The sequence below is a fragment of the Pseudonocardia sp. ICBG1293 genome, from assembly GCF_020131355.1.
Lineage (GTDB): Bacteria > Actinomycetota > Actinomycetes > Mycobacteriales > Pseudonocardiaceae > Pseudonocardia.
This window is the reverse complement of sequence record NZ_JAHLEL010000038.1, coordinates 142713-167277: the sequence shown is the minus strand read 5'-3', so window position 1 is coordinate 167277 and position 24565 is coordinate 142713. Positions and strand designations below refer to the sequence as shown.

Sequence of the window (24565 nt, the reverse complement as noted above, 5' to 3'; positions counted from 1 at the left end):
GGAGGCGCCGAAGGTAGCAGCGCGCCGCAGCGGAGCCGCGGCGTGTCCGGCGATCGGCAATCCTGATGACGGTGGTCCGGACGGCGCAACACCGGCCCGCCCTCCGGCGAGAGGACCGGCATGACCGTGCCGCGCCGCCGCACCCGCCCCGCCGGGCCCCGCCTGCTGCTGGCCGGGGCCGTTCTCGTCCTCACCCTGGCCGGGCCGGGCCGGGGGTGGCCGGTCCGGCCGCCGCCGGTACCTGCTGCTCCGCGGCCTGGACCACCGCCGGATGCCGGTGATCCCGCCCGACAGGCAACCGGACGCCCGATTCGGTACGAACTCCAGACATGTTGCCCGAACCACGCCACCGCGCCCGGACGCACCTGTCCGCCCTGTCCACCGGACCACGCCGCACGATCGCGCTGCTGGCCGTGCTCGTGCTGGTCGTCCTCGGCGTCGTCGGGGGTCTGACGATCGGCCGGATGGCCGACGAACCGGTTGCGGCCGCCGACCCCGGGCCCACCGCGCTCGGCCCGCTCACCGGCCCTCCGACGTTGTTCGGGCGGGTGCAGCGGGTCGTGGACCCGGGGACGGTCGTGGTGGACGTCGCGGGGCGGCCGGTGACGGTGACGGTGATCGGCGTGGACACCACCTCGACGCCGGCGTGCGCCCGGGCCGACGCGCAGCGGTTCGCCGAGGGCTTCCTCGACGGCCAGGAGGTCACGCTGGTGCCCGACCCGACACTGCCCGCCCCGGCGCCCGACGCCCCGGCCTGGCCGGCGTACCTGGTGGTCGGCACGCAGCAGTCCTACACCGATGCGGCGCTCGTCGCGGGCTGGGTGGACCCGGGGCAGGGCCGCTACCGGCAGGGCTTCGAGGCCGGGCAGCGGATCGCCCAGGACCAACGGGCCGGGATGTGGGGGCGCCGTGCAACCGGGCACCCTGACCGGGAGGCGACACGACGGGTCCTCGCAACCGGGTGTCACCCGTTCGGCAGAATGGTGAGCGTGGATCCCCGGGCCGTGCGCACGCGACGACGTCTTCAGGACGCGCTGCTCGCGCTGGCCAGGGAGCGCTCGCTCGAGTCGATCACGATCGCCGACGTGGCGGAGCACGCGTCGGTGAACCGCAGCAGCTTCTACCAGCACTACACCGACAAGGAGATGCTGCTGGCCGACGCGCTCGCCACCCGGGCCTCCGACGCCGGGGCGGACCTGTCGGACCTCGCGATGGACGACATCGGTCCCGAGCCGCCCGCCGCGCTGCTGCGCTGGTTCCTCCATCTGGCCGAGCACGCCCCGCTGTACCGGCAGGCGCTGTCCGGGGCCGCGGCGCCGGACGCCGCGGCCGGGATGCGGCGGCGGATGCAGGCGGTCGTCGCGGACACGACGCTGCGGCTCGGCGTCGCCGAGGACGAGTTCGGCATGCCGCTGGACGTGTTCGCCGCCGGCCTGACCTGGACGCTGCTCGGCGTCGCGGCCAGCTGGCTGGAACGCGAGCCGCTGCCCCCACCCGAGGTCGCGGCCGGGTGGGCGTGGCGGATGCTGGTCCGCCGGGACTTCTGAGCTCCGCTCGGAGGGACCGGTCGGCCGTACCGCCCGGGCCGGGTCAAGCGGCCCGGGCGGTACGCGCCTCGCGGGGGTCCCGCGGAGCTCAGCCCTGGACGATGCCCGAGTTGCCCTGGTCGACCGTGGTGGTGGACTGGGAGACCGGGCCGCCGGACAGCAGGCCGCCGATGTTGATCGACGGGTTGACGGTGGCCGCGACGTCGATCAGGCCGCCGCGCTGCGAGGCGTGCCCGCCACCGCCGTGCTTGCCACCGGACTGCAGGAGCCCGCTGTTGGAGTCGTCGACGGTGGTGGTCGACTGCTGCACCGGGCCGGAGTTGAGGATGCCGCCGATGTTGGCCGACGGGCTGACGTCCAGGCCCAGGCCGACGAGGTCGTCGATCTGCACGGCGTCGCCCGCACCGCAGCCGTTCTGCACGATGCCGGAGTTGGACCGGTCGAGCGTGGTGTTCTGCTGGGAGACCGCACCCTGGTTCAGGATGCCGCCGACGTTGAGCTGCGGGTCGACCGCGGCGTCGAGGCCGAGCAGGCCGCCCTTCTGGCTGGCGGAGGACGGCGCGCAGTCGCGGCCCTTGTCGTGGTGCTTGCCGCCGTCGCCGTAGTCCCCGGCGAAGGCCATCCCGGCCGAACCCAGGACCAGCGGGACGGACAGGACGCCGGCGGTGGCGATCCGCCGGGCGTTACGACGGGCGGGAGTCGTCTCGGGGGCGTTCATGGCACTCCTTCTGTGGCGAGGTGATCCGGCCGTCACACTGACACTCCGTCACTGGCCGGTGCCGCAGAACGTACGGACGCCGATCACGGAACCGAGAGCACCCCCTCGTTCGAGGCGTCATATGTCCGTTTCTCGTACGGACGACCGACCGTTCGCCGTTGATCAACTACACAGAGTGCTATCCGTCAGGTGTCGTTTAACTGCTCTCCGTGGAAGATCGACAGCTCGCCGATCGTTACAGATGACGCCACGGAAGTGGGATGGATCACAGCGACGCAACGATGGGCGTGAACGGGCGTCTCTAGCCCCCGGGGTCACCGCGGCGACCGGGCCGACGCCCGGGAAATGCCCCGCCCACCTGCGGCGATGGGCCGTACGGCGCGGCCGCACTGGACCGTTCGTCGCGCGGGGCGACGCCGCCGGGTGTGTATCGATCGCCGAACGGCGGCACGTCCGAGGCCTGGACAGTCGTTGGCACCAGCCTGTCGCCGTCCGGGAGCACCCCTCATGGGACTCAACGACGTGGTCCGTCCGGAGTAACGCCGAGGATGCGTGTCACTCCGCAGCCGGGTTACGGAGCCCACGGGCGCCGCCGATCGGTGTGGCGGTGACCCCGGCCCGGCGCTGCCGGAAACCGGTGTCGCACCGCGTCGGTGACCGCGATCCTGGGCCGGTGCACCTGGACCTGCGGCGTCTCGACGAACCCCTGCTCGCGGCCCTGTGCGACGCGGCCGCGGACGGGGCGGATCCGCTCGAGGTGATGCCGCCGGTGCCCGGCCCGCCCGGCTGGACGCCCCGGCGGCGGGCGGCGTTCCTCGCGTTCCACCGGGAGCGGTCGGTCGCGGCGGCGGAACCGATGGAGCGGACCTGGGCCGTCGTCGTCGACGGGGCCGTGGCCGGGGCGGCGCGGCTGGAACCGGTCGGGGGCGGCGAGGAGGCCGGGATCTGGCTGGCCCGGTCGTGGCGGGGCCGCGGAGTCGGCGGTGCGGTGCTGCGGATGCTCGTGGACCGGGCCGACGGCCCGGTCGTCGCGGAGACGACCGCGGACAACACCGCGGCGGTGGCGGCGCTGCACGGGCTCGGGGCGGGTGTGACCGTCGACGGCGGGGCCGTGCACGCGCGGATGGACCGGGCGGGCCGACGACCACGGACGTGACCCGGGCGAGGTATCGGCGGGCACCCCCGCGCCCCGGGTGACCGGCCCGCGATCAGTTCCGGGCGTACGGCGGGTCCTACCCGACATGTCGACCGCACACACCGCACGCCGCATGCACGACCTGCTCGAACCGATCTGCCTGGTCACCTACTTCGCCGACGAGCCGAACGAGGAGCTGGCCGCGCTGGGCCACCGCACCTACTGGGACGGCTACTTCGCGAGCCGGGCCGCCCCGCTCGGCCGGGTCCCGGCCCAGGTCGTGCACGCGGCCTTCTACAGCTTCGCCGAGGGCGAGGCCGCGCGGCACATCCCCGGCGCCTGGGCGACGATCCCGCCGGAGGACTCCTTCGCCGCGTGGCGGCGGGGCAGTGTGTCGGCCCTGCACCGGCTGCTCGGGGCGGAGCGGGTCGGCTCCCCGGCGACGGCCCGCGCCGCCGACCTGCTCACCGAGGCCGCGGCGGGCGCCCCCACCGAGGGCCGGCCGGGATGCGCACCCTGCCGGTGCCCACCGACCCGCTGACCCGGCTGTGGCAGTCCGCCGCGACCCTGCGCGAGCACCGCGGCGACGGGCACGTCACCGCGCTGCTCGCCGAGCGGATCGGCGGCACCGAGGCCCACATCCTGTCCGCGCTGGACATGGGCATCCACCCGCCGGAGACCTTCGGGCGTGTGCACCACCTGCCGAGGGCCCGGCTGGCCGAGGTCATGGCCGGGCTGCGGCACCGTGGCCTGGTCGACGACGCCGGGTGGCTCACCGACGCGGGCCGGGAGGTCAAGGCGCGCGTCGAGGCCGTGACCGACGAGCTCGCCGCGCCGCCGTACGCGGCCCTGTCCACCGCCGAGCTCGACGAGCTGGTCGCGGCACTGGAGCCGCTGTCCGTGGTGATGGCGGCGGCGTGGACGCCGTGACGCCGATCAGGGCAGCATCGCCTCCACCGCCGCCCGCGCCTGTCGCGCCGGCTCCGGGCTCCCCCCGATCGCGGCGGTCACCATCGCCCCCTCCGCGAGCAGGCTGACCGGCTCGACGGGGTCCACCCCCGCCGCCGACGTCCACTGTCCGAGCTGCCGGTGGAACAGCTGCTTGTGCCGCCGCACCTCGTGCAGGACCGACTCCGAGGCGCTGCCGAGCTCGCCGTAGGCGTTGATCCACGCACAGCCGCGGAACCCGGGGCCGGCGAACCACTCCCCCAGCCAGTCGAAGACGGCCAGCAGCCGCGCACGGGGTTCCGCGACCCGGGTCACGTACGCAGCCAGGTCACCACGCCAGCGCTCGTCACGGCGCCGCAGCACCGCCACGACGAGGTCCTCCTTGGTGGCGAAGTCGCGGTAGATCCGCTTGAGCGGCAGCCCCGACGCCGACCGGACCCGGTCCATCCCGACGGCCCGGATGCCGTGCTCGTAGAACAGGAGCTCGGCCGCGTCCAGCAGACCGTCCCGGTCGAGACGGGCCTGTTCCTCGGAGACGGGCGCAGGCACCGATGACCTCCTTGACATCGAGAACGATCGTTCCCTACCTTACCGGCACCGGTCGAGAACGCACGTTCTCGATTCCCCGAGGAGGCAGCCATGACCGAGGGTCGTCCGCCGTACCCGCCGTTCACCCCGGAGACCGCACGGCAGAAGGTCCAGGCCGCCGAGGACGCCTGGAACACCCGCGACCCGGAGCGCGTCGCGGGCGCCTACACACCGGACTCGGTGTGGCGCAACCGGGACACCTTCGCCACCGGCCGGGAGGAGATCGTCGAGCTGCTGAGGGCGAAATGGGAGCGCGAGCAGGACTACGCGCTGCGCAAGAGCCTGTGGGCCTTCGACGACAACCGCATCGCCGTCCGGTTCCAGTACGAGTCCCGCGACGCCGACGGTCAGTGGTGGCGCAGCTACGGCAACGAGCTGTGGGAGTTCGACGAGCAGGGGCTCATGCGGCGCCGCGAGGCCAGCATCAACGACGTCGCGATCACCGAGGAGGAGCGCCGGATCCACGGCCCGCGCCCCGAGTCCGAGCGGGGCGTCGACATCCCGCTGCGGTGAGCCGGGTCAGACCGAGTCCGCGCCGATCGTGTTCCGCATCCGAGTGAGGAGCTCCTGCTGCTCGCGGTCCGGCTGATCCGGCGCCGCGGGCCGGATGCGACCGTCGACGTCGTGCAGCGGGATGTCCGACCGCCCGCTCGCCGAGATACGGGCCATCGACCAGCGGGAGAACACCCGGCCCGCCACCGGCGTCGACTCCACCACCGACACCTCGGTGTGCCGGTCGTCCTCCCTGATCGTCTCGAACAGCCCGGTCACCACCGCCTCGTCGCCCTCCAGCGCCTGGACGAACCGGTGGTCGGAGATCAGCAGCGCCCCGGTGACACCGGCCTTCTTGTTCTTCGACCGGGCCACGTCGAAGATCTCGGCCAGGACCTCGTCGCGACGGTCACCGGGCACGGTGCTGTGGCTGCGGTAGATCAACCGGTGGACCTGCTCGGCCATGTGCTTCCCCCGTGTCGGTCGGGCCGCGTCACCGGAGACGGGCGCGGAAACCGTCACGCCCCGGGGCCCGGGTGATCGTCACGGCCGATCCGACGGTAGTGGCGTGGGACACACTCCGGCGTCGCGATATGAGACAACCTGTCGGGAGAGCGGCGGTCAGGGCCGGGCCGTGTCGAACCGGACGTCCACCCGGACCTGCCGCCCGTCCCGCACCGCCACCCCGTGCCCGGTCCGCTCCGCACCGTCCACCCGGACCCGCAGTGGCGCGCCCTCGCCGGTGAAGTTGCGCCACCAGTTCTTTCGGTCCGGCAGCTCGACCCGGATGACACCGCCGTCGCCCGCGGGCCGGAAGGCCACGGGGAGCCGGAACTCGGTGCCGGATCGGCGTCCGCGGTAGCTGATCTCGGTCATCGGACCGAACCTGCCCGAGCGCGCGAGGGGCGTGACGACGGTGTTGACGGCCCGGGCCGCCTTCTGCAGGAGGTTCACACTCCGCCAGGGTAGCCGCGACCGGGTGGCGACGACGGCGACCCGGGGCGGCCTGGGGACCCCGTCAGCAGTCGCTACGGGGAACCAGTCCCCGCTCGCACAGGTACTGCATCTGCGTCTCACCGCTGGTGGGTGCACGGCCCGCGGACGTGCCCGGGTCCAGGTACCCCTGGTAGGCGGCGCACGACGGGTCGAACCTGCCGGCCGCCATCGCCCGCCCGGCGCAGTCGTCGCCGTCGGCCGACGCCCGGCCCGTCCCGTCCGACGGTGTCCCGGCTGCCCGTGTGCCCGTCGCCCGTGACCCGGCCGCCCGGCGGGTCGCCGCGATCGCCCCGTCCACCGCCGCGCCCGCCGCGGCGGCACCGGCTCCGGCCCGGGGCAGTACACCGGTGGCGGGTGCGGACCACGCCGACGGCGACACGGCCGCCGGCCCGGCGTCGGCCCGCTCGGCCCCGGACGCGGCGGCACAGGCGCTGGTCACCGCGATCACGGCGACGACGACCACGACGGCGAAGCGGCTCCCGCCCATCCCGACCCCCGGCCCGTCGCTCCCGCCGCGCGCACCCGCGCGCGGCCCACAGTGTCGCGGGTGTCGCGACGGCGGTCAGTGCGGGCGCCGGATCGTCACCCCTTCTGATGACCGCGCGGGCCCCGCCTCCCCCGCGGGGAGAGGACGGGCCGCGTCACGGTTCGAGGAGGGCGGCGAGGTTCACCAGGGACGAGGTGATCCCCTCCGCGTGGTCCCGGGCGCCGATTCCGGCCGGGACGTCCCGGGCCACGACCTCGACCTCGGTCCCCTCCTCGACGGCGCGCAGGTTCCACTCCATCCGCATGGTCCCGTGGAAGGCGGGGTCGTCGGACTCGAAGTCGACCTCCTGCACGATCCGTTCGCCGTCCACGATCCGGGCGATCCGAACGTCGGAGGTGTCCGAGTCGGCGGAGGACTTCCCGGGCGAGCCGGAGGAGTCGTCGTAGGTCAGGACGAGCCGGTACGAGCCTCCCTCGCGCATGTCGAACCGCTCGAACCGGCTCCGCATCCCCGCCGGCGCCAACCAGCGGAGCAGCGCCTCCTCGGTGGTCAGAGCCGCGAAGACGGTCGGCCGGTCGACGTGGATGAGGAGACTGGCGCGATCCGTTCTGCCCACGCCGCGAACCTACCCGCGGCCCGGTCGCCCGGTTCCGTCGTGCCGTCCGGCGGCCCAGCGGACCGGCGCCGGAGCGGACCGACTCAGACGTTGAACCGGAACTCGACCACGTCGCCGTCCTGCATGACGTAGTCCTTGCCCTCCATGCGCACCTTCCCCGCGGCCTTCGCGGCGTTCATCGACCCCGCGGCCACCAGGTCGTCGAAGGACACGATCTCGGCCTTGATGAAGCCCCGCTCGAAGTCGGTGTGGATCACGCCGGCCGCCTGGGGCGCGGTGGCGCCCTGCGGGATCGTCCAGGCGCGCGACTCCTTGGGTCCCGCGGTGAGGTAGGTCTGCAGCCCGAGGGTGGAGAACCCGGCCCTGGCGAGCTGGGCCAGGCCCGGCTCGTCCTGCCCGATCGACTCCAGCAGCTCGGCGGCGGAGGCGTCGTCGAGCTCCAGCAGCTCGGCCTCGACCTTGGCGTCGAGGAACACGGCCTGGGCCGGGGCGACGAGCTCGGTGAGCTCCTTGCGTCGCGCGTCGTCGGTGAGGACGGCCTCGTCGGCGTTGAAGACGTAGAGGAACGGCTTCGTGGTGAGCAGCGTGAGCTCGCGCAGCAGCTCGGTGTCGGCGTCGGCCTGGAACAGCGTCCGGCCCTCGTTGAGGATCGCGGCGGCGGCGTTCGCGGCGTCCAGGACCGGCCTGCGGTCCTTCTGGGTGCGCGCCTCCTTCTCCAGCCGCGGGATCGCCTTCTCCAGCGTCTGCAGGTCGGCCAGGACCAGCTCGGTCGCGATGGTCTCGATGTCGCTCGCGGCGTCGATGCGGCCGTCGACGTGCACCACGTCCGGGTCGTCGAAGACGCGGACGACCTGGCAGATCGCGTCGGACTCGCGGATGTTCGCGAGGAACTTGTTGCCCAGGCCCGCGCCCTCGGAGGCGCCCTTGACGATGCCGGCGATGTCGACGAACGACACCGTCGCCGGGATGATCTTCTCCGAGGAGAAGATCCCGGCCAGCTTCCCCAGGCGCTCGTCGGGGAGCGGGACGACGCCGACGTTGGGCTCGATCGTCGCGAACGGGTAGTTCGCGGCGAGCACGTCGTTGCGGGTCAGCGCGTTGAACAGGGTCGACTTGCCGACGTTGGGCAGGCCGACGATGCCGAGGGTGAGGGACACGGACGACCAGGGTAGTCGGCCCTGCTCAGCCCGGTTCGAGCCGGTAGCCCGAGCCGCGCACGGTCGCGATCCACTCCGGTCCGAGCTTGCGGCGCAGGTAGCGGACGTAGACGTCGACGACGTTGGACGAGGCCCCCGACCCGTCGGGCCCCCACACCAGCCGCAGCAGCTGGTCACGGGACAGCACCTGGCCCGGGTGGCGCAGGAACGTCTCGGCCAGCGCGCACTCGCGCGCCGACAGCTCGACGGTGCGCCCGTGCACACTCACGTGCCGGGTCCGGGGGTCGAGCTCGAGCCCGTGGAAGGTCAGCACGTCCGGGTCGGGGACGGGCCGGGCGCGCTCCAGCCGCAGCCGGATCCTGGCCACCAGCTCCTCGAACCGGAACGGCTTGGCCATGTAGTCGTCGGCGCCGCCGGTCAGCCCGGCGACGGTGTCGTGCACGCTGTCGCGCGACGTCAGGATGATCACCGGGACGGCGCTGCCCGCGGCCCGCAGCCGGCGCAGCACCTCGAACCCGTCCATCCCGGGCAGCCCGATGTCGAGCACCAGCAGGTCGAACCCCCCGGTGACGGCGTGGTCGTGCACGCCCGCGCCGTCGGCCACCACCGTGACCTCGAACCCCGCCCCGACCAGGCCCTTCTTCACGAACGACGCGATCCGCGGCTCGTCCTCGGCCACCAGGATCCGACTGCTCACGTCTCGCTCCTCGGCAGGTCCAGCGTGAAGGTCGCACCGTGCCCGGGTGTGCTCTCGAGCAGGACACGGCCGCCGTGCGTCGTCGCGATGGCCTCGACGATGGACAGCCCGAGCCCGGCCCCGTCGGAGCGGGGTGCGTCGTCGCCGCGGGCGAAGCGCCGGAACACGCGGTGCCGGTCCTCCGGGGCGACGCCCGGCCCGGAGTCGGCCACCCAGATCCGCAGGCGGCCGTCGACCGCCTCCGAGCCCAGCGCGATCCGGTCGCCGTCCCCGGTGAACCGGGTCGCGTTGTCGGCGAGCGCGACGACGGCCTGCGTGATCCGCTGCGGGTCCATCCGGCACCGCACCGTGGCCACCGACTCCAGCCGCCAGTCCCGGTCGGCGAGGCCGGTCAGCTTCTCGAACAGCTCCCTGGTCAGCGCGCCCACGTCGACGGTCTCGGTCCGCAGCAGCGACGGCTGCTCGGCCCGGGTCAGCGCGAGCATCTCCGAGACCAGCCGGTTCATCCGCTCGAGCTCGTCGTCGACTAGGGCGACGGTCTCGGCGACGTCGTCGGGGTCGTGCGGGTCGAGCACCCCGAGGTGCCCGCGGACGATCGTGATCGGGGTGCGCAGCTCGTGCCCGGCGTCGTCGACGAACCGCCGCTGGGAGACCATCCCGCTCTGCACCCGGTCGAGCATCGCGTTGAGCGTGGTGGCGAGCTCGGCGATCTCGTCCCGGGCCCGGGCGCGCTGCGGCACCCGCCGCGACAGGTCCCGCCCGGTGATCGTCCTGGCGGTCGCCGCGACGTCGCGCAGCGGCCGCAGAATGCGTCCGGCCACGAGCCACGCCCCGACCGCGGACAGCAACGCCGTGCCGAACCCGACCAGCCCCATCAGCCGCGCGGCCTCGTGGGCGAAGTCGTGCTCCCGCTCGGTGAAGTAGCCGATCACGATGACGCCGCGCTGCGGGTCGCCGGCGAGCCCGACCGGCAGCGCCGACCAGCGCACCTCGCCCGCGGTGCTGAGGTAGGACCCGCGGGTGGGACGGCGGACGTCGGCGACCAGCGCGGCGAACGCCGGGTCCTCGCGCAGCAGTACCCGCGGGCTGGTCCGGCGGGACTCCCAGCGGAAGCGCCCGTCCAGGTAGCCGAGGAACTTCTCGTTGGGCCGCGCGACGTTCGCCGCGATCACCGACCGGAGGATCTCGTCGACCGAGGAGTACGGCTCGCCGGTGGTCGGGTTGATGCCGGTCTCGGTGACGCGGGCGAACTCGGCGATCTCGGAGTTGAGGGCCCCGTCGATCCGGCGGTCGGTCTCGTCGATGAGCAGCATCCAGGTCAGCAGCGTGACGACGCCGAGCGAGGCCAGCACGAGCAGCAGCACCCACCCCACGATGCGGGTGCGGGCCGCGGTCGCCCGTCCGGCGCGACGGGGCCCGGGGCCGGATCCGACGGCCTCGGTCGCGATGATCGCCTCCAGTTCGACGGTGCCGACGACGATGATCCCGTACCCACCGCGGGACCGGCGCACGACTCCCACCCGCAACGATCACCGAACGTCGCCGTCGTTGCTCCGTTGGGCGTAAGGCATACTCCGTCGCACGACGCACAGGTGACGTACAGCCATCGTCGATCCGCTCCCGTCACCCGGACGGCCGTGCACTACATCCGTCCGGGCCGAGCTTCGACGACCGAGACCGAGGGGGACGTCGTGCGCCTGCCCGGAATGCACGCCCTGCTGGCCGCGGGGGTCGCGGTCATGACCACCGCGGGGACCGTGTCCGCGGTGTCGCTGACCGCAGCCGGGCAGGAGGAGCCCGCGGTGCCCCCGGCACCGCCCGCCGTCCCCGCCCCGGCGGTACCCGGCCCGCCGCCGGCCGCCCCGGCACCGGAACCGACGAGCGGGAGCGCGCCGGTCGTCGGTGACGACACCGGCGGCACCACCCGGGAGCGGGGAACCACGGCCCCGGAGCCGGTCGACCCCGCCCCGGCCGAGCCCGCCCCGGCCGTGACCCGGGCGCCGGCGGACCCGCCGCGCACCACCCCGGAACGGACCCGCGAGCGCCCGTCGGGGGTGCCCGACCGGGACGCCTCGCGCGAGGAAGAGGTCCGGTTCGCCTGCGAGCAGGGGTGGATGTCGGGCGCGCTCTGCCCGTAGGGCGGACCGCCGACACCGGTGACCGATTTCCGCCAGTGACGACGGGCGCGGGGTGGCATCGTCGGTGTCGTGCTGCTCGACCACGACTCCTGCTACCGCGCCGTCGCCGCCAAGGACGCGCGGTTCGACGGCCAGTTCGTCACGGCCGTGCGCACCACCGGCATCTACTGCCGCCCGTCCTGCCCGGTGCCGCCGCCGCGCTCGCGCAACGTGGAGTTCCTGCGCACCGCGGCCGCCGCGCAGACCGCGGGCTACCGGGCCTGCCGGCGGTGCCTGCCCGACGCCGTCCCCGGCTCACCGGAGTGGAACCTGCGCGCCGACGCCGCGGGACGCGCCATGCGCCTGATCGCCGACGGCGTGGTGGAGCGCGACGGGGTGCCCGGTCTCGCCTCGCGGCTGGGCTACTCGCCGCGCCAGCTCGGGCGGATCCTCACCTCCGAGGTGGGCGCCGGACCGCTGGCCCTGGCCCGTGCGCAGCGCGCCCACACCGCCCGGATCCTGGTCGAGACCACCCCGCTCGGCCTGGCCGACGTCGCCTTCGCCGCCGGGTTCGGCAGCGTCCGTCAGTTCAACGACACCGTCCGCGCGGTCTACGGCGTGCCGCCGTCGCAGCTGCGCGCCGAGGCCGCGCGCCGGACGCGGACCCGCGAGCCCGGCCCGCCGGGAGCGCTGGTCCTGCGACTGCCCTACCGGTCCCCGTTCGACCCGCACGGACTGCTCGACCACCTCGCGGCCCGCGCCGTCGAGGGGGTCGAGAGCGTCACCGGCGGCACCTACCGGCGCACGCTGGCGCTGCCGTACGGACCGGCCGCCGTCGCGCTGGACCTGACCGCGCGGGCCGGCGCCGTCGTCGCCACGCTGCGGGCGTCCGACCCGCGTGACGTCGGGCCCGCGGTGACGCGGCTGCGCCGGCTGCTCGATCTCGACGCCGACCCGCTCGCCGTCGACGCCGTGCTGGGCGCCGACGACGCGCTCGCCCCGCTGGTCGCCGCGACCCCCGGGATCCGGCTGGCGGGCACCGTGGACCCGGCCGAGACGGCGGTGCGCACGGTCCTCGGCCAGCAGGTGTCGGTCGCCGCCGCCCGCACGGCCGCGGCCCGTCTCGCGTCGGTGCACGGCACACCGCTGCCCGCCGAGCTGCGCGACGGGGACGGCCCGGAGCTGCTGTTCCCCGAACCGGCGGCGCTCGCCGACGCCGACGTCGCGGGGCCGGCCCGGCGGGCGGCGTCGCTGCGCGGGCTGTGCGCCGCGCTCGCCTCCGGCGCGCTGGTCCTCGACCCCGGGCGCGATCCCGACGGGCTGCGCGCCGAGCTGTGCGCGCTGCCCGGGATCGGCCCCTGGAGCGCCGGGTACCTGGCCATGCGCGTCCTGGGCGACCCGGACGAGCTGCTCGCCTCCGACCTCGCGGTGCGGCGCGGGGCCGTGGCACTCGGACTCCCCGGCGACGAGGCGGCGCTCGGTGCACGCGCCCGCGCCTGGGCCCCCTGGCGGTCCTATGCCGCCACCCATCTCTGGCGGGCCGCGACGTCCGCCGCCACCACCACTGCTCGGAGGAGCGCATGAGCACAGCAACGTGGTCCACACGGGAGACCCCGGCCGGGCCGTTCACCGCCGTCGTCGACGACGACGGGTACGTCCTCGCCTCGGGCTGGACCGCCTCGGTCGACGAGCTGCTCCCCCTGGTGCACCGCTCGCTGGCCCCGGCGACGGTGGCCGAGGGCGACCTCGGTGCGGTCGGCGAGGCCGTGGACCGCTACCACGGCGGCGAGCTGTCGGTGATCGACGACGTGCCCGTCCGCCAGCGGTCGGGCCCCTACCGGGAGCTGGCCTGGGACGTGCTGCGGACGGTCCCGGCGGGGGCTCCCGTCACCTACGCCGGCTACGCCGGGAAGACCGGCCGGCCTGCGGCGGTGCGAGCCGCGGCGGGCGCCTGCGCGCACAACGCGGCGGCGCTGTTCGTCCCGTGCCACCGGGTGCTGCGCACCGACGGGACCCTGGGCGGCTTCCGCTACGGCCTGGCCGTGAAGCGCTGGCTGCTCGACCACGAGGCGGTCTGAGCCCCGCGCGGCGGCCGCGGACCGCCGCGACGCCGGTACGGCCCGGGCGCCGTTCCGGTCGGTGGACGACCGGTCCGGTGCCCGGGCCGCGGCCCCGCAGGCGACGCGCGGTGGTCAGCGCGCGGTGACGGGTCCGACCTGGATGCCGGCGTCGACGCCGATCGGCCCCTGCGCGAGGAAGCTGCCCGGGACGTCACCGCCGGGACCGTGCAGCGAGAACTGCAGCTCGTTCGCCGTGGCGGGCCCGGCGGAGTTGCGGATCTGCACGTCGAACGCCACGGGCTCCCCCGGCCCGAACTCGACGGCGCGGGTCTGGTCGCCGTAGGGCACCGCGACCTCGGAGGCGCGCGGCGAGCCGTTCAGGCTGAAGACCAGGTCCGACGGCGAGCCGGACAGCAGGCACGGCGCGGTGCCGGGAGCCGCGCTGAGCACGACCGAGTAGTGCCGGTGCCCGGCGCTCGCGGGCGCCGGCTCGATGACGGCGCGCTGGTTCGCCGGGCGGCAGGCGCTGGGCGCCGGGTCCCCCGCCGGCGTCGCGGGTGCGGCCGCGGCGACCCCGGCCGGGACCAGGACGGCGGCGGCGACCGCCAGGGCCGCGGTGGACGTGGCGGCGCGGCGGCCGATGGTGCGGGCGAGTCGGGTGGTCATCACAGGTACCTCTCTCACTCTCACAGGGCGTCCGGGCCCCCCGGCCCGGACCGTCGGCCCCCCGAAGGTCCGACACCGGAGAAGACGTGTGCATCGCGAACCGGTTCGCCCGGCGTGTCGTGCGCCTCGCCGGGGCAACCCGCGGCGCCCCCGGCCGTCCCCCGTGTGCGCCCGCGGCCGGACACGCGTCCGACCTGCGGGGATGCGGAACTGTCAGGGGCGCGGTGCACGCTTCCCGGGTGGACGTCCTCAGCCTGCTCCTCGGAACGCTGCTCGGTGCGGCGGTCGCCGCCGTCGTGGTCCGGTCGGTCACGGCGGCCCGCTTCCGCGCCGAGGCGGCCGAGGCCGCCCGCGCCGCGGCGAACACCGCCGCCACCACCCGGGCCGACGCGGCGGGCCTGCGTGCCGAGCGGGCCGCGCTGCTGGAGCGCGTCGAGGAGCTGCACGAGTCCCTCGACGACGCGACGAACCGGGCCCGGCGCGCCGAGTCCGACGCGGCCGGCGCCACCGCCGCGCTGCGCGCAGAGCGGGAGGCCCGGGCCGGGGCCGAGGCCGCGACCGCCCGCCGCGAGGCCGAGCTGAAGGACTCCTTCGCCGCACTGTCGCAGGACGCGCTGGCCCGCAACAACGAGGCGTTCGTGGCGCTGGCCGAGAGCCGGCTCAAGGAGGCGACCGCCGCGCTGGCCGCGAAAGCCGACGGCGACCAGGCGGCCCGGGCGAAGGCCGTCGAGCAGCTGCTCGACCCGGTGGCGACGGCGCTGGGCCGGTTCGAGGGGCAGCTGCGGACGGTGGAGAAGGAGCGCGAGTCCGCCTACGCGGGGCTGCGCGAGCAGGTGAAGGCGATGGCGGTGAGCTCGGAGCGGCTGGGCACCGAGACGAAGGCACTGGTCAACGCCCTGCGCGCGCCCCAGGTCCGCGGCCGGTGGGGGGAGATGCAGCTGCAGCGGGTCGCGGAGATGGCCGGGATGCTCGAGCACTGCGACTTCTCCACCCAGGTGTCCGCCGCCGGGGAGGACGGTGGGGTGCGCCCGGACATGCTGGTCCGGCTCGCGGGCGGCAAGCAGGTCGTCGTCGACGCCAAGGTGCCGTTCGCGGCCTACCTGCAGGCGGTCGAGGCCGCCGATCCCGACGTGCACGCCGAGCGCCTGGCCGCGCACGCCCGCCAGCTCCGCACCCACGTGGACCAGCTCGCGGCCAAGGCCTACTGGGAGTCCTTCGAGCCGACCCCGGAGTTCGTGGTGCTGTTCGTGCCGGGTGACCCGTTCCTGGAGGCGGCGCTGCGCTCGGACCCGGGGCTGCTGGAGTACGCCTTCGGCCGCAACGTCGTGCTCTCGACGCCGACCACCCTGGTCGCGCTGCTGCGGACGGTCGCCTACGGCTGGAAGCAGGAGGCGTTGGCGCGCAACGCCGCCCAGGTGCACCGGCTCGGACGCGAGCTGCACGGTCGCCTCGCGACGATGGGCACGCACGTCGCGAAGCTCGGCCGCAGCCTGGACGCGGTGGTGGACAGCTACAACCGGACCGTCTCGTCGCTGGAGGCCCGGGTCCTGGTGAGCGCCAGAAAGTTCACCGAGCTGCAGGTGTCCGACACCGAGCTGACCACCCCGGCGACGGTCGACCGGACCCCGCGCGGCGTCTCCGCCCCCGAGCTGGTCGCCTCCGCCGGGGACTCGCTGGTGTCGCTGGAGGACCTGGGGCGGCCCGACCAGAGCCGGTCGGAGGGCACCCGATCCGGCGGTGGCCGACCCGACGGCGCACATCCGGGCACGTTCGGCGACGGCGACGCGGCACGCGACGACGCCCCCGGAGCACCGTGGCGGGAGGGGTTAGGCTGACCGGGTGACCACGGCCCGATCGAGCTCGGCCCGCCGGCCCGGCCGGGGGTCCGCCCCCGCACGCGGAGGCTGGCCGGTGCGTGAGCGGTCCCTGCTCCCCCCGGTCCTCGGCATCCCGCCGCTCGCCGCGGCCGGCCTGGCCGTCGGCGCCACCGCCCTCGGAGTCCTGGTGGACCTGCTGCGGATCGGCACCGTCGGCCGGGTGTTCGAGGTCTGCTACCTGCTCGGCTGCGTGCTCGCGGTCTCCTGGGTCCGCCGGCGCGGGCTGTTCCTGCCCGCCGTGCAGCCGCCGCTGCTGCTGGCGGTCGTCGTCCCGCTGGTCGCGATGCTGATCGGTGCCCCGTCCGGTGGCGGCGCGGCGCAGAGCCTGCTCATGGCGGGCGCCCCGCTGATCAACGCGTTCCCGGCCATGGCGGTGACCACCCTGGTCGTGCTGCTCCTCGCGGGATTGCGCGCGCTGCGCCAGCGCCTCGGACCGGACGACGCCGTCGGCCGGCTCCGGCACCGTGTGGGCCGTGACCCGGGCGGACACGACCCGGACGGCCCGGGCGCGCGGACCCGGCCCCCGCGCGGTGGCGCCACCGGTACCGCGGCGCGGTCCCGCACCTCGGGCGGCGCCCGCACCGGCTCGGCGACCGGCTCCGTCCCGGACGGGCGCACCGGGAGCTCCGGGCGCACGGGCTCCGCCGGCCGCACCGGGTCCACGAGCACCGGGGTCCCCCGCTCCGGCTCCGCCGCGCGGTCCACCGGGTCGGCATCACGGTCCACCGGCTCGGTGTCCCGGTCCACCGGCTCGGCCGCACGCTCCGCGCGGTCCGGATCCGGCAGCGGTGGGTCGTCCCGGTCCGAGAGCTCCCGCGGCTCGGCACGCGGCGCGACCGGCCGGACACGCCGCGACACCCGCTGAGGGTCGGCCGCCGCCTCCCCGCGGTCCGGACACATCCCCCCAGGTGGACGGCCGGAACGTACCCCGCGGACGGCGCCGGTCGCGACGGACCGGACAATGGGAGCAACCCACTGCCCTCCCGAGCGTCTTCCCTGTCGGGGGCAGGGCGTGACCCCGCCGCTCCCCGACGCACGCCGGAACCACTGGAGACCCATGTCGACCACCCGCAGCCCCCGCAGGACGCGCCCCGCGATCGTCATCGCGCTGGTCACCGTGGCCGTCGCGCTGATCGGCGTCGGCACCGCGATCGCCGGGACCCCGGCCGCGCAGGCCTTCCGGGACCAGCCGCTCGTGGCGGGCACCCCGTGCACCGTCACGGCGCGTGCCTGCGTCGACCTCGACACCCAGCGCTCCTGGCTGTTCACCGAGGGGCGGATCACCCACGGGCCCGTCCCGGTCGCCATCGGCGGCCCGGGCAAGGAGACCCCGATCGGTCACTCCCTGCGGGTCTACCGCAAGGAGCAGCTGCACCGCAGCGGCGAGTACACGATGACCAACGGCGAGCCCGCCCCGATGCCGTGGGCGGTGTTCTTCCAGGACGGCGGCATCGCCTTCCACGAGGGCCGCACCGACACCCCGTCGGCGGGCTGCGTCCGGCTCACCCCGGAGAACGCGAAGCTGTGGTTCGACACCCTGCAGATCGGCGACCAGGTGCAGGTCGTCTCGGCGAAGCAGGTCCAGGCGGACCGCGCCGCGGGCTGACCGCCCACCCCGACCGCGCACGACGGAGGCCCCGGACCGCATCGGTCCGGGGCCTCCGTCGTGCAGGGCGCGGGTCAGTTCACCGGGGTCAGCCCCAGCGACCGGCCGCGCGGCGGGCGCAGCTCGCGGGGCAGCGAGAAGGTCAGCGTCTCCTCGGCGGTGTCGACCTCCTCGACCGAGCCGAAACCGCGCTCGGCCAGGTACTCGACGACACCCTGGACCAGGATCTCCGGGACCGACGCGCCACTGGTGATCCCCACCGTCGTGACGCCGTCGAGCCAGGACTCGTCGATCTCACGGGCGTAGTCGATCAGGTGGGACGCGCCGGCGCCGGCGCCGAGCGCGACCTCCACCAGCCGCACCGAGTTCGACGAGTTCCGCGACCCGACGACGAGCACGAGGTCGCAGCGCGGCGCCATCGTCTTGACCGCGACCTGGCGGTTCTGCGTGGCGTAGCAGATGTCGTCCGACGGCGGGTTCTGCAGCTTCGGGAAGCGCTCGCGCAGGGCGCGGACGGTGTCCATGGTCTCGTCGACGCTGAGCGTGGTCTGCGAGAGCCACACGACCTTCTCCGGGTCGCGGACGGTGACCTTGTCGACGTCGGCGGCGGACTCGACGAGCTGGATGTGCTCGGGCGCCTCGCCGGAGGTGCCCTCGACCTCCTCGTGCCCGGCGTGCCCGACGAGCAGGATGTCGTACTCCTCCCGGGCGAACCGCTTGGCCTCCTGGTGCACCTTGGTGACCAGCGGGCAGGTCGCGTCGATGGTCTGCAGGTTCCGGTCCTTGGCCTCGTCGCGGACCGCGGGCGAGACGCCGTGCGCGGAGAACACCACGTGCGCGCCCTCCGGCACCTCCGACGCCTCGTCGACGAAGATCGCGCCACGTTCGCGCAGCGTCTCCACCACGTGCTTGTTGTGGACGATCTCCTTGCGGACGTACACGGGGGCGCCGTACTGGTCGAGCGCCTGCTCCACCGCCTCGACGGCGCGGTCGACGCCCGCGCAGTAGCCGCGGGGCTTGGCGAGCAGGACCTGCTTGGCAGAACCGGACATGACCCCCAGGGTACGGACCGGCCCGGGAGCGGGCAGCCGTACGTGACCGGCCCGACCGGGCCCCGGGCGCGCCCGGCGCGACACCGGACCGCGGATCAGGGGACAATGGCGTGCATGTCTCCGCTGCCGTTCCCCGTGCGGATCGCCGCCGGCCTCGTCGTGACCGCCGTCGAGCAGGCCCGTGAGCTGCCGCGGCACGCCATCGAGCTGCCGGTGACCGCGGTCAGCCAGGCGCTGCAGGTGTCCATGCGGCTCCAGCAGCGGATCACCGAGCTGGCCATCAAGGGCGACCGCGCGCTGGGCACCCTGCGCCCCGCCGACGACGTCCCCAGCTGGGCGACCTTCGACGACGACCTGGCCGACGGCGCCGACCTCTCGCTGCCCGACCCGGAGCCGATCGCTCCGCCGCTGCCGCCCGCCGCCGCGTCCCCGGCCGGCCGCAACGGCACCGTGTCCTCGCTGCGGCCCGCCCGCACCGGCATCCCGATCGACCGGTCGCCCGCCCCGGCCCGCCCGGCCGCGGCGTCGAACCGGGCCGAGGCGGGCGCCACGGCGCCCGCCGTGCTGCCCGAGTACCCGACGATGACCGTGCCCCAGCTGCGCGGGAAGCTCCGCACGCTGAGCCTCGACGACCTCGCGGACCTGCTCGCCTGGGAGACCGCGCACGAGAACCGGCCGCCGTACGTCACGATGCTGACGAACCGGATCGCGACAGTGTCCGAGAACCGTTGAGCACCACGACCTCCGAGGAGGACCCGTGGCCGGTCCGCACCGTCGCCCGCAAGATCGCCGAATGGGTCGACCGGCTCGGCGCGGTGTGGGTCGAGGGCCAGCTCGCCCAGGTCAACGCCCGCTCCGGGACCGCGTTCCTGACCCTGCGTGACCCGGCCGCCGACATCTCCCTGCAGCTGACGGCACCGTCGTCGCTGGTGCGCGACGCCGGCGGCGCCGTGACCGAGGGCAGCCGGGTGATCGTGCACGGCAAGCCGTCGTTCTACCTGGGCCGCGGCACGCTGTCGCTGCGCGTCGACCGGATCCGCGCGGTCGGGCTCGGCGAGCTGCTGGCCCGGATCGAGCGGCTGCGCAGGCTGCTCGCCGCCGAGGGGCTGTTCGACCCGGCCCTCAAGCGGCGCCCGCCGCTGCTCCCGCACACCATCGGCCTGGTCACCGGGCGCGACTCCGCGGCCGAGCACGACGTCGTCCGCAACGCGACCTCGCGGTGGCCCGGGGTGCGGTTCCGGATCGAGAACGTCGCGGTGCAGGGCGGGCTCGCCGTCGAGCAGGTCGTCGGCGCGCTGCGGGCCCTCGACCGGGACCCGGACGTCGAGGTCATCGTGCTCGCCCGCGGTGGCGGCAGCGTCGAGGACCTGCTGCCCTTCTCCGACGAGACGCTGTGCCGCGCCGTCGCCGCCTGCCGGACCCCGGTCGTGTCGGCCATCGGGCACGAGCCGGACACCCCGCTGGTCGACCACGTCGCCGACGTCCGCTGCTCGACCCCGACCGAGGCCGGGCGCAGCCTCGTGCCCGACCTGGCGGAGGAGACCGCGCGGATCTCCGGACTGCGCGACCGGGCCCGCCGTTCCCTGCGCGGCTGGGTCGACCGCGAGCAGCACCGACTCGACGACCTGCGCCGGCGCCCGGTGCTGGCCGACCCGATCCGCATGGTCACCGCCCGGGAGGGCGAGATCGCCGACGCCCGCGCCGCCGCCCACCGCGCGGTACTGCGCCGGCTGGACCGCTCGTCGTCCGAGCTCGAGCACCTGCGGGCCCGGCTCACCGCGCTCGGCCCCACTGCGACCCTGGACCGCGGCTACGCGATCGTGCAGCTCTCCGGCCGCACCGGCGACGACGTGCCCCCGCTGCTGCGGTCGGTCACCGACGCGCCCGCCGGCACCGGCCTGCGGATCCGGGTCGCCGACGGCGCCGTCGCCGCCACCGTGATCCCCACCCCCGACCCGGAGACCTGATGAGCGAACGACCGGCAGTCGAGACCCTGGACTACGAGAAGGCCCGCGACGAGCTCGTGGAGGTCGTGCGCGCACTGGAGGTCGGCGGCCTCGGCCTGGACGAGTCCGTCGCGCTGTGGGAGCGCGGCGAGGCACTGGCCAGGCGCTGCGACGACCAGCTCGCCGGAGCCCGCACCCGCATCGAGGAGAAGCTGGACGAGGCGGAGCGGGACGCCGGCGCCTGACGCCGTCCCCCCGGCCCGCGGTCGCCGGTCCCGACGCCGGCACGCCGTCCGCGGCGCCGTCCGCGGCGCCGTCCGCGGGGCCGTCCGCGGGGCCGTCCGCGGCGACGACCGCACCGGCCGGGGTGGTCGATCGCTCCGCGACCCGTTCCCTGGACGTCCCTCCCCGGCCGTGGCTATCGTGAGAAACGGAACGATCCCGTTCCGTTCCATGATCTGACCGGAGGTCGCGATGAGGTTCCTCTTCGACGACGAGTCCTTCTCCTTCGAGGCCCTGCGCGCGGCCGGCTACGCGGCCTACGCCGGCGCCGACCTCGGCGAGGTCCTGGTGACCTGCCGGAACATCCCGGAGGGCGACGAGGACGCCTGGCACGCGCAGTGGGCCGCGACCGCGGCCCGCGTCGAGCTCATCGGGCGCGACGCACTGGCGGCCGGCCACCGGGTCAGCGCCCGGGAGGCACTGCTGCGCGCCTCGAACTACTACCGGACCGCGGACTTCTACCGGCGCGAGAACCCCGCGCAGGACACGGAGTCCGCCCGGCTCGCCACCGCGTCACAGCAGACGTTCGCGGACGCGGTCACCCTCTTCGACACCCCGGTCCGGGCCGTCGAGATCCCCTACGAGGACGTGTCGCTGCCGGGCTACCTGTTCCTGGTCGACGACTCCGCGGTCCGCCGGCCCACCGTGCTCTTCCACGGCGGCTACGACTCCACCCTCGAGGAGGACTACTTCGCGCTCGCGGCCGGTGCGCTGCGCCGCGGGTACAACGTCCTGGCCTTCGACGGCCCCGGTCAGGGCCGGAGCATCCGGGACCGGGGACTGCACTTCCGCCCGGACTGGGAGGCCGTCGTCACACCGGTCGTCGATCTCGCCCTCGCCCTGCCCGAGGTCCATCCGGAGCGCCTCACCCTGATCGGCATGAGCCTGGGCGGGTACCTGGCGGCCAGGGCCGCGGCCTTCGAGCCACGGCTGGCGGCCGCGGTGCTCCACGACGGCGTCCACGACTTCCGGCCGGTCCTCTCCGCGATCGGAGACCGCGCCGCGACGACCCCCGGCGGGCTGGCCGCGCTGATGGCCCGGGACACGGGTGTGCGCTGGGCGGTGCGCAACGGGCTGTGGACCTTCGGGGTACGCGACTTCGACGAGCTCCTCGACGCGGCCGGGCCCTACACGATGAGTGGGGTCACCGGGCTCATCGCGTGCCCGACGCTGGTCCTGGAGGCGGAGAACGGCCAGTTCTTCCGGGGTCAGCCGCAGCGCGTGTACGACGACCTCACCTCGCCCAAGGAGCTGATCCGCTTCCGTGAGGACGAGGGAGGCGGGGAGCACTGCCACGAGGGAGCGCTCTCGCTGTTCCACCAGCGCACGTTCGACTGGCTCGACACCGTTCTCGGCCGCTGAGGCCGGCGGCCGCCGGGCGCCCCGGGCGACGGACTCGGACGGGCCGCTCAGGATCCTCCCGGGGCGACCGGGGGCGCCGCCACGAGAGCCTCGGCGAGGGTGCGGAACTGCTCGTCCGAGCCCGAACCCGTCACCAGCGCCCGGACCTCCGGCCGACCGGGCAGCGTCGCGACCCGGAAGGGCTCGCCTCCCTCGGCGCCGTAGACCTCCCAGGTCAGGCCCCCTGCCTGCACGGTGCCGCGCCGGGTCGGCGGGCCGTCGCCGCGGCCCGCCGACCCGGACTCGGTGGCGAGGACGCCCTCGACCGAGCCGTCGGTCTGGACCAGGCTCAGGAAGTCCGCGTCGGGCGTGACGAAGCCGATCCGCACGGCGGTGCCACCCCCCCTCGACCGGGCCGCGGTCGGTGGAGTTCACCCGGAACCCCGTGTCGGGCAGCCGCAGCGGGAAGGCCGACCCGCGGGCGTACTCGGCGATCCGCGCCGGCGCGTCGACGGTGGGCGCCGACGCGGCGTCCTCGGTCGGGCCGCCGGGCGAGAACGAGCACGACCCGCCGACCGAGAAGATCAGCAGCGCGACCGGGACGAGGATCAGGCAGGCCCAGATCAGGTCACGCACCGACGCGTCGCCGCGCCCGGGCTTGTGCATCGCCTGCGGCCCGGCCTCGGGGATCCGGCGGGTCACCGGCGGCGGCTGCGGCCGTCCGGACCGGGCCGATCCCGCGGAGGCGCCGGGTCCCGGTGCGGCCGGGGCCGCGTCGGGCGCCGGGGAGGCAGCCGGGTCCGGGTCCGCAGCGGAGGAGGCGGCCGTGGCCGGGTCCCGGTCCGGATCGGCGCCCCGGGCCCGGTCGGCGGCCGCGCCGGAGCCGGTGGTCGCGCCGGAGGTCTCGGCCGGGTCCGGGACGGCCGGGGGCCCGGCGGGCTCCGCGGGGTCCGGCGACGGCGTTCCCGGGTCAGGTCGTGCGCTCACGTGTCCATCGTCCCAGGCATGGCGTCGGTCGCTCATCGCTGCTCCCCCGACGTCGGGCGTGCGAGGATCGCCGGGCGCCTCCCCGCACGTCCGCGGAACCCGGACGAGGGGACGTCGCCGACGAGCACGCCGCCCGTGAATGGAGACGTATCCGTGAGCCAGCCCGCCAGCCCCGCCCCCCGCCGTCGTGAGGCGCCCGACCGCAACCTGGCGATGGAGCTGGTCCGGGTCACCGAGGCCGCCGCGCTGGCCGCGGGGCGCTGGGTCGGCAAGGGCGACAAGAACGGCGGTGACGGTGCCGCCGTCGACGCCATGCGCCAGCTCATCTCCTCGGTGTCGATGCGCGGCGTCGTCGTCATCGGCGAGGGGGAGAAGGACGAGGCGCCGATGCTGTTCAACGGCGAGGAGGTCGGGAACGGCGAGGGCCCGTTCTGCGACGTCGCCGTGGACCCCATCGACGGCACCACGCTGATGGCCAAGGGCATGCCGAACGCGCTCGCGGTGCTCGCCGTCGCCGAGCGGGACGCCATGTTCGACCCGTCCGCCGTCTTCTACATGGAGAAGATCGCGGTCGGGCCGGAGGCCGCGGACGCCATCGACATCACCGCACCGGTCGCGGAGAACATCCGCCGGGTCGCGCGGGCCAAGGAGATCGACGTCGCCGACGTCACCGTCTGTGTGCTCGACCGCCCCCGCCACGAGCAGATCGTGACCGAGATCCGCGCGGCCGGTGCCCGCATCGCCTTCATCTCCGACGGCGACGTCGCCGGTGCCATCGCCGCAGCCCGTCCGACCTCGGGCGTGGACATGCTCTACGGCGTCGGCGGCACCCCGGAGGGGATCATCACCGCGGCCGCGCTGAAGTGCATGGGCGGCGAGATCCAGGGCCGGCTGTGGCCCACCGACGACGCCGAGCGCGAGAAGGCCCTCGCCGCGGGTCACGACCTCGACAAGGTGCTGACCACCGCCGAGCTGGTCCGTGGCGAGAACGTCTTCTTCTGCGCCACCGGGATCACCGACGGTCCGCTGCTGCGCGGTGTGCACTACCGGGGCGGTGGCGCGACCACCCAGTCCATCGTGATGCGCTCCAAGTCCGGCACCGTGCGGCTGATCGACGGCTACCACCGCCTCACCAAGCTGCGCGAGTTCTCCTCCGTCGACTTCGACGGCGTCGAGGGCGAGGCCCCGCCGCTGCCGTGAGGTGAGCCTCACCTAACACTGCGGAACGGGTCGTGGAGGAGTAGACCTTC

25 protein-coding genes and 3 pseudogenes are annotated in these 24565 nt (G+C 75.0%); 15 read left to right on the top strand and 13 right to left on the bottom strand.

Annotated features, from left to right (window positions below; translation table 11 throughout):
• The first annotated feature begins 329 nt into the window (after positions 1-329).
• Positions 330-1547 carry a TetR/AcrR family transcriptional regulator gene (locus KPF47_RS14545; RefSeq protein WP_224389335.1) on the top strand — a complete coding sequence of 406 codons (1218 nt, stop codon included), beginning with the start codon at positions 330-332 and terminating at the stop codon, positions 1545-1547.
• An 88-nt stretch (positions 1548-1635) separates the two neighbouring features.
• On the opposite strand, the gene KPF47_RS14540 is transcribed toward KPF47_RS14545, so the two are convergent.
• Entirely contained in the window at positions 1636-2265 is a 630-nt protein-coding gene (locus KPF47_RS14540) for a hypothetical protein (RefSeq protein WP_224389334.1), read from the bottom strand.
• Positions 2266-2938: 673 nt separating this feature from the next.
• On the opposite strand from KPF47_RS14540, the gene KPF47_RS14535 reads away from it, so the two are divergent.
• Together KPF47_RS14535 and KPF47_RS40960 are read left to right on the top strand one after the other, a co-directional pair.
• Positions 2939-3421 carry a GNAT family N-acetyltransferase gene (locus KPF47_RS14535; protein ID WP_224389333.1) on the top strand — a complete coding sequence of 161 codons (483 nt, stop codon included), beginning with the start codon at positions 2939-2941 and terminating at the stop codon, positions 3419-3421.
• A gap of 85 nt (positions 3422-3506) precedes the next feature.
• Positions 3507-4330 (top strand): annotated as a pseudogene (locus KPF47_RS40960) (MarR family transcriptional regulator).
• A gap of 6 nt (positions 4331-4336) precedes the next feature.
• On the opposite strand, the gene KPF47_RS14525 reads toward KPF47_RS40960, so the two are convergent.
• Positions 4337-4897 carry a TetR/AcrR family transcriptional regulator gene (locus tag KPF47_RS14525; RefSeq protein ID WP_224389332.1) on the bottom strand — a complete coding sequence of 187 codons (561 nt, stop codon included), beginning with the start codon at positions 4895-4897 and terminating at the stop codon, positions 4337-4339.
• A 90-nt stretch (positions 4898-4987) separates the two neighbouring features.
• On the opposite strand from KPF47_RS14525, the gene KPF47_RS14520 reads away from it, so the two are divergent.
• Positions 4988-5449 (top strand): nuclear transport factor 2 family protein, encoded by a 462-nt coding sequence (locus KPF47_RS14520; protein ID WP_060713219.1) that lies wholly within the window; start codon positions 4988-4990, stop codon positions 5447-5449.
• A 6-nt stretch (positions 5450-5455) separates the two neighbouring features.
• Here KPF47_RS14520 and KPF47_RS14515 read toward each other — a convergent pair whose 3' ends face one another.
• The 7 genes from KPF47_RS14515 to KPF47_RS14485 form a co-directional block, all read right to left on the bottom strand.
• A complete protein-coding gene (locus tag KPF47_RS14515) occupies positions 5456-5893 on the bottom strand; it encodes a BLUF domain-containing protein (protein ID WP_224389331.1) in 438 nt (145 codons plus the stop codon).
• A gap of 156 nt (positions 5894-6049) precedes the next feature.
• Positions 6050-6382: a hypothetical protein gene (locus KPF47_RS14510; protein WP_060713221.1), complete on the bottom strand. Its 333-nt coding sequence runs from the start codon at positions 6380-6382 to the stop codon at positions 6050-6052.
• A gap of 64 nt (positions 6383-6446) precedes the next feature.
• Positions 6447-6911: a hypothetical protein gene (locus tag KPF47_RS14505; protein ID WP_224389330.1), complete on the bottom strand. Its 465-nt coding sequence runs from the start codon at positions 6909-6911 to the stop codon at positions 6447-6449.
• Between the two features lie 154 nt (positions 6912-7065).
• A complete protein-coding gene (locus KPF47_RS14500) occupies positions 7066-7527 on the bottom strand; it encodes an SRPBCC domain-containing protein (protein ID WP_224389329.1) in 462 nt (153 codons plus the stop codon).
• An 83-nt stretch (positions 7528-7610) separates the two neighbouring features.
• Positions 7611-8684, bottom strand: coding sequence for a redox-regulated ATPase YchF (gene ychF / locus KPF47_RS14495; protein ID WP_224389328.1), 1074 nt, complete (start codon positions 8682-8684; stop codon positions 7611-7613).
• A gap of 25 nt (positions 8685-8709) precedes the next feature.
• Positions 8710-9381: a response regulator transcription factor gene (locus KPF47_RS14490; RefSeq protein ID WP_224389327.1), complete on the bottom strand. Its 672-nt coding sequence runs from the start codon at positions 9379-9381 to the stop codon at positions 8710-8712.
• A complete protein-coding gene (locus tag KPF47_RS14485; protein WP_224389326.1) occupies positions 9378-10892 on the bottom strand; it encodes a cell wall metabolism sensor histidine kinase WalK in 1515 nt (504 codons plus the stop codon). The genes KPF47_RS14490 and KPF47_RS14485 overlap by 4 nt, the downstream gene beginning before the upstream one ends.
• A 180-nt stretch (positions 10893-11072) precedes the next feature.
• Here KPF47_RS14485 and KPF47_RS14480 point away from each other — a divergent pair, with 180 nt between their 5' ends.
• The 3 genes from KPF47_RS14480 (at position 11073) to KPF47_RS14470 (ending at position 13576) form a co-directional block, all read left to right on the top strand.
• Entirely contained in the window at positions 11073-11519 is a 447-nt protein-coding gene (locus KPF47_RS14480; RefSeq protein ID WP_224389325.1) for a hypothetical protein, read from the top strand.
• 69 nt (positions 11520-11588) lie between these two features.
• On the top strand, positions 11589-13082 hold the full coding sequence (locus tag KPF47_RS14475) for an AlkA N-terminal domain-containing protein (RefSeq protein ID WP_224389324.1): 1494 nt from the start codon (positions 11589-11591) through the stop codon (positions 13080-13082).
• The gene (locus KPF47_RS14470) at positions 13079-13576 is read left to right on the top strand and encodes a methylated-DNA--[protein]-cysteine S-methyltransferase (RefSeq protein ID WP_224389323.1); all 498 of its coding nucleotides are present in this window, start codon (positions 13079-13081) and stop codon (positions 13574-13576) included. Before KPF47_RS14475 ends, KPF47_RS14470 begins: the two co-directional genes overlap by 4 nt.
• A gap of 114 nt (positions 13577-13690) precedes the next feature.
• On the opposite strand, the gene KPF47_RS14465 is transcribed toward KPF47_RS14470, so the two are convergent.
• On the bottom strand, positions 13691-14224 hold the full coding sequence (locus KPF47_RS14465) for a hypothetical protein (protein ID WP_224389322.1): 534 nt from the start codon (positions 14222-14224) through the stop codon (positions 13691-13693).
• A gap of 239 nt (positions 14225-14463) precedes the next feature.
• Here KPF47_RS14465 and KPF47_RS14460 point away from each other — a divergent pair, with 239 nt between their 5' ends.
• The 3 genes from KPF47_RS14460 (at position 14464) to KPF47_RS14450 (ending at position 17707) form a co-directional block, all read left to right on the top strand.
• A complete protein-coding gene (locus KPF47_RS14460; protein ID WP_224389321.1) occupies positions 14464-16059 on the top strand; it encodes a DNA recombination protein RmuC in 1596 nt (531 codons plus the stop codon).
• 76 nt (positions 16060-16135) lie between these two features.
• Positions 16136-16966: a DUF6542 domain-containing protein gene (locus KPF47_RS14455; protein ID WP_224389320.1), complete on the top strand. Its 831-nt coding sequence runs from the start codon at positions 16136-16138 to the stop codon at positions 16964-16966.
• A 192-nt stretch (positions 16967-17158) separates the two neighbouring features.
• A complete protein-coding gene (locus tag KPF47_RS14450) occupies positions 17159-17707 on the top strand; it encodes a L,D-transpeptidase (RefSeq protein WP_224389319.1) in 549 nt (182 codons plus the stop codon).
• 74 nt (positions 17708-17781) lie between these two features.
• Here KPF47_RS14450 and KPF47_RS14445 read toward each other — a convergent pair whose 3' ends face one another.
• Positions 17782-18759: a 4-hydroxy-3-methylbut-2-enyl diphosphate reductase gene (locus KPF47_RS14445; protein ID WP_224389318.1), complete on the bottom strand. Its 978-nt coding sequence runs from the start codon at positions 18757-18759 to the stop codon at positions 17782-17784.
• A gap of 114 nt (positions 18760-18873) precedes the next feature.
• On the opposite strand from KPF47_RS14445, the gene KPF47_RS14440 reads away from it, so the two are divergent.
• The 4 genes from KPF47_RS14440 (at position 18874) to KPF47_RS14425 (ending at position 22349) form a co-directional block, all read left to right on the top strand.
• Complete coding sequence (locus KPF47_RS14440) at positions 18874-19491, top strand: lipid droplet-associated protein (protein WP_224389317.1); 618 nt, start codon at positions 18874-18876, stop codon at positions 19489-19491.
• Positions 19488-20726, top strand: coding sequence for an exodeoxyribonuclease VII large subunit (xseA, locus tag KPF47_RS14435; RefSeq protein WP_224389316.1), 1239 nt, complete (start codon positions 19488-19490; stop codon positions 20724-20726). The genes KPF47_RS14440 and xseA overlap by 4 nt, the downstream gene beginning before the upstream one ends.
• On the top strand, positions 20726-20950 hold the full coding sequence (locus KPF47_RS14430) for an exodeoxyribonuclease VII small subunit (RefSeq protein WP_224389315.1): 225 nt from the start codon (positions 20726-20728) through the stop codon (positions 20948-20950). Before xseA ends, KPF47_RS14430 begins: the two co-directional genes overlap by 1 nt.
• 229 nt (positions 20951-21179) lie before the next feature.
• The gene (locus tag KPF47_RS14425; protein ID WP_224389314.1) at positions 21180-22349 is read left to right on the top strand and encodes a S9 family peptidase; all 1170 of its coding nucleotides are present in this window, start codon (positions 21180-21182) and stop codon (positions 22347-22349) included.
• 47 nt (positions 22350-22396) lie between these two features.
• Here KPF47_RS14425 and KPF47_RS38745 read toward each other — a convergent pair.
• Positions 22397-22732 (bottom strand): annotated as a pseudogene (locus KPF47_RS38745) (DUF4245 family protein); the annotation flags it as partial.
• A gap of 31 nt (positions 22733-22763) precedes the next feature.
• Positions 22764-22994, bottom strand: a pseudogene (locus tag KPF47_RS40955) (DUF4245 family protein); the annotation flags it as partial.
• A 534-nt stretch (positions 22995-23528) separates the two neighbouring features.
• Between KPF47_RS40955 and glpX the strand changes: the two are divergent.
• The gene (gene glpX, locus KPF47_RS14415; RefSeq protein WP_224389921.1) at positions 23529-24515 is read left to right on the top strand and encodes a class II fructose-bisphosphatase; all 987 of its coding nucleotides are present in this window, start codon (positions 23529-23531) and stop codon (positions 24513-24515) included.
• Positions 24516-24565 lie beyond the last annotated feature (50 nt).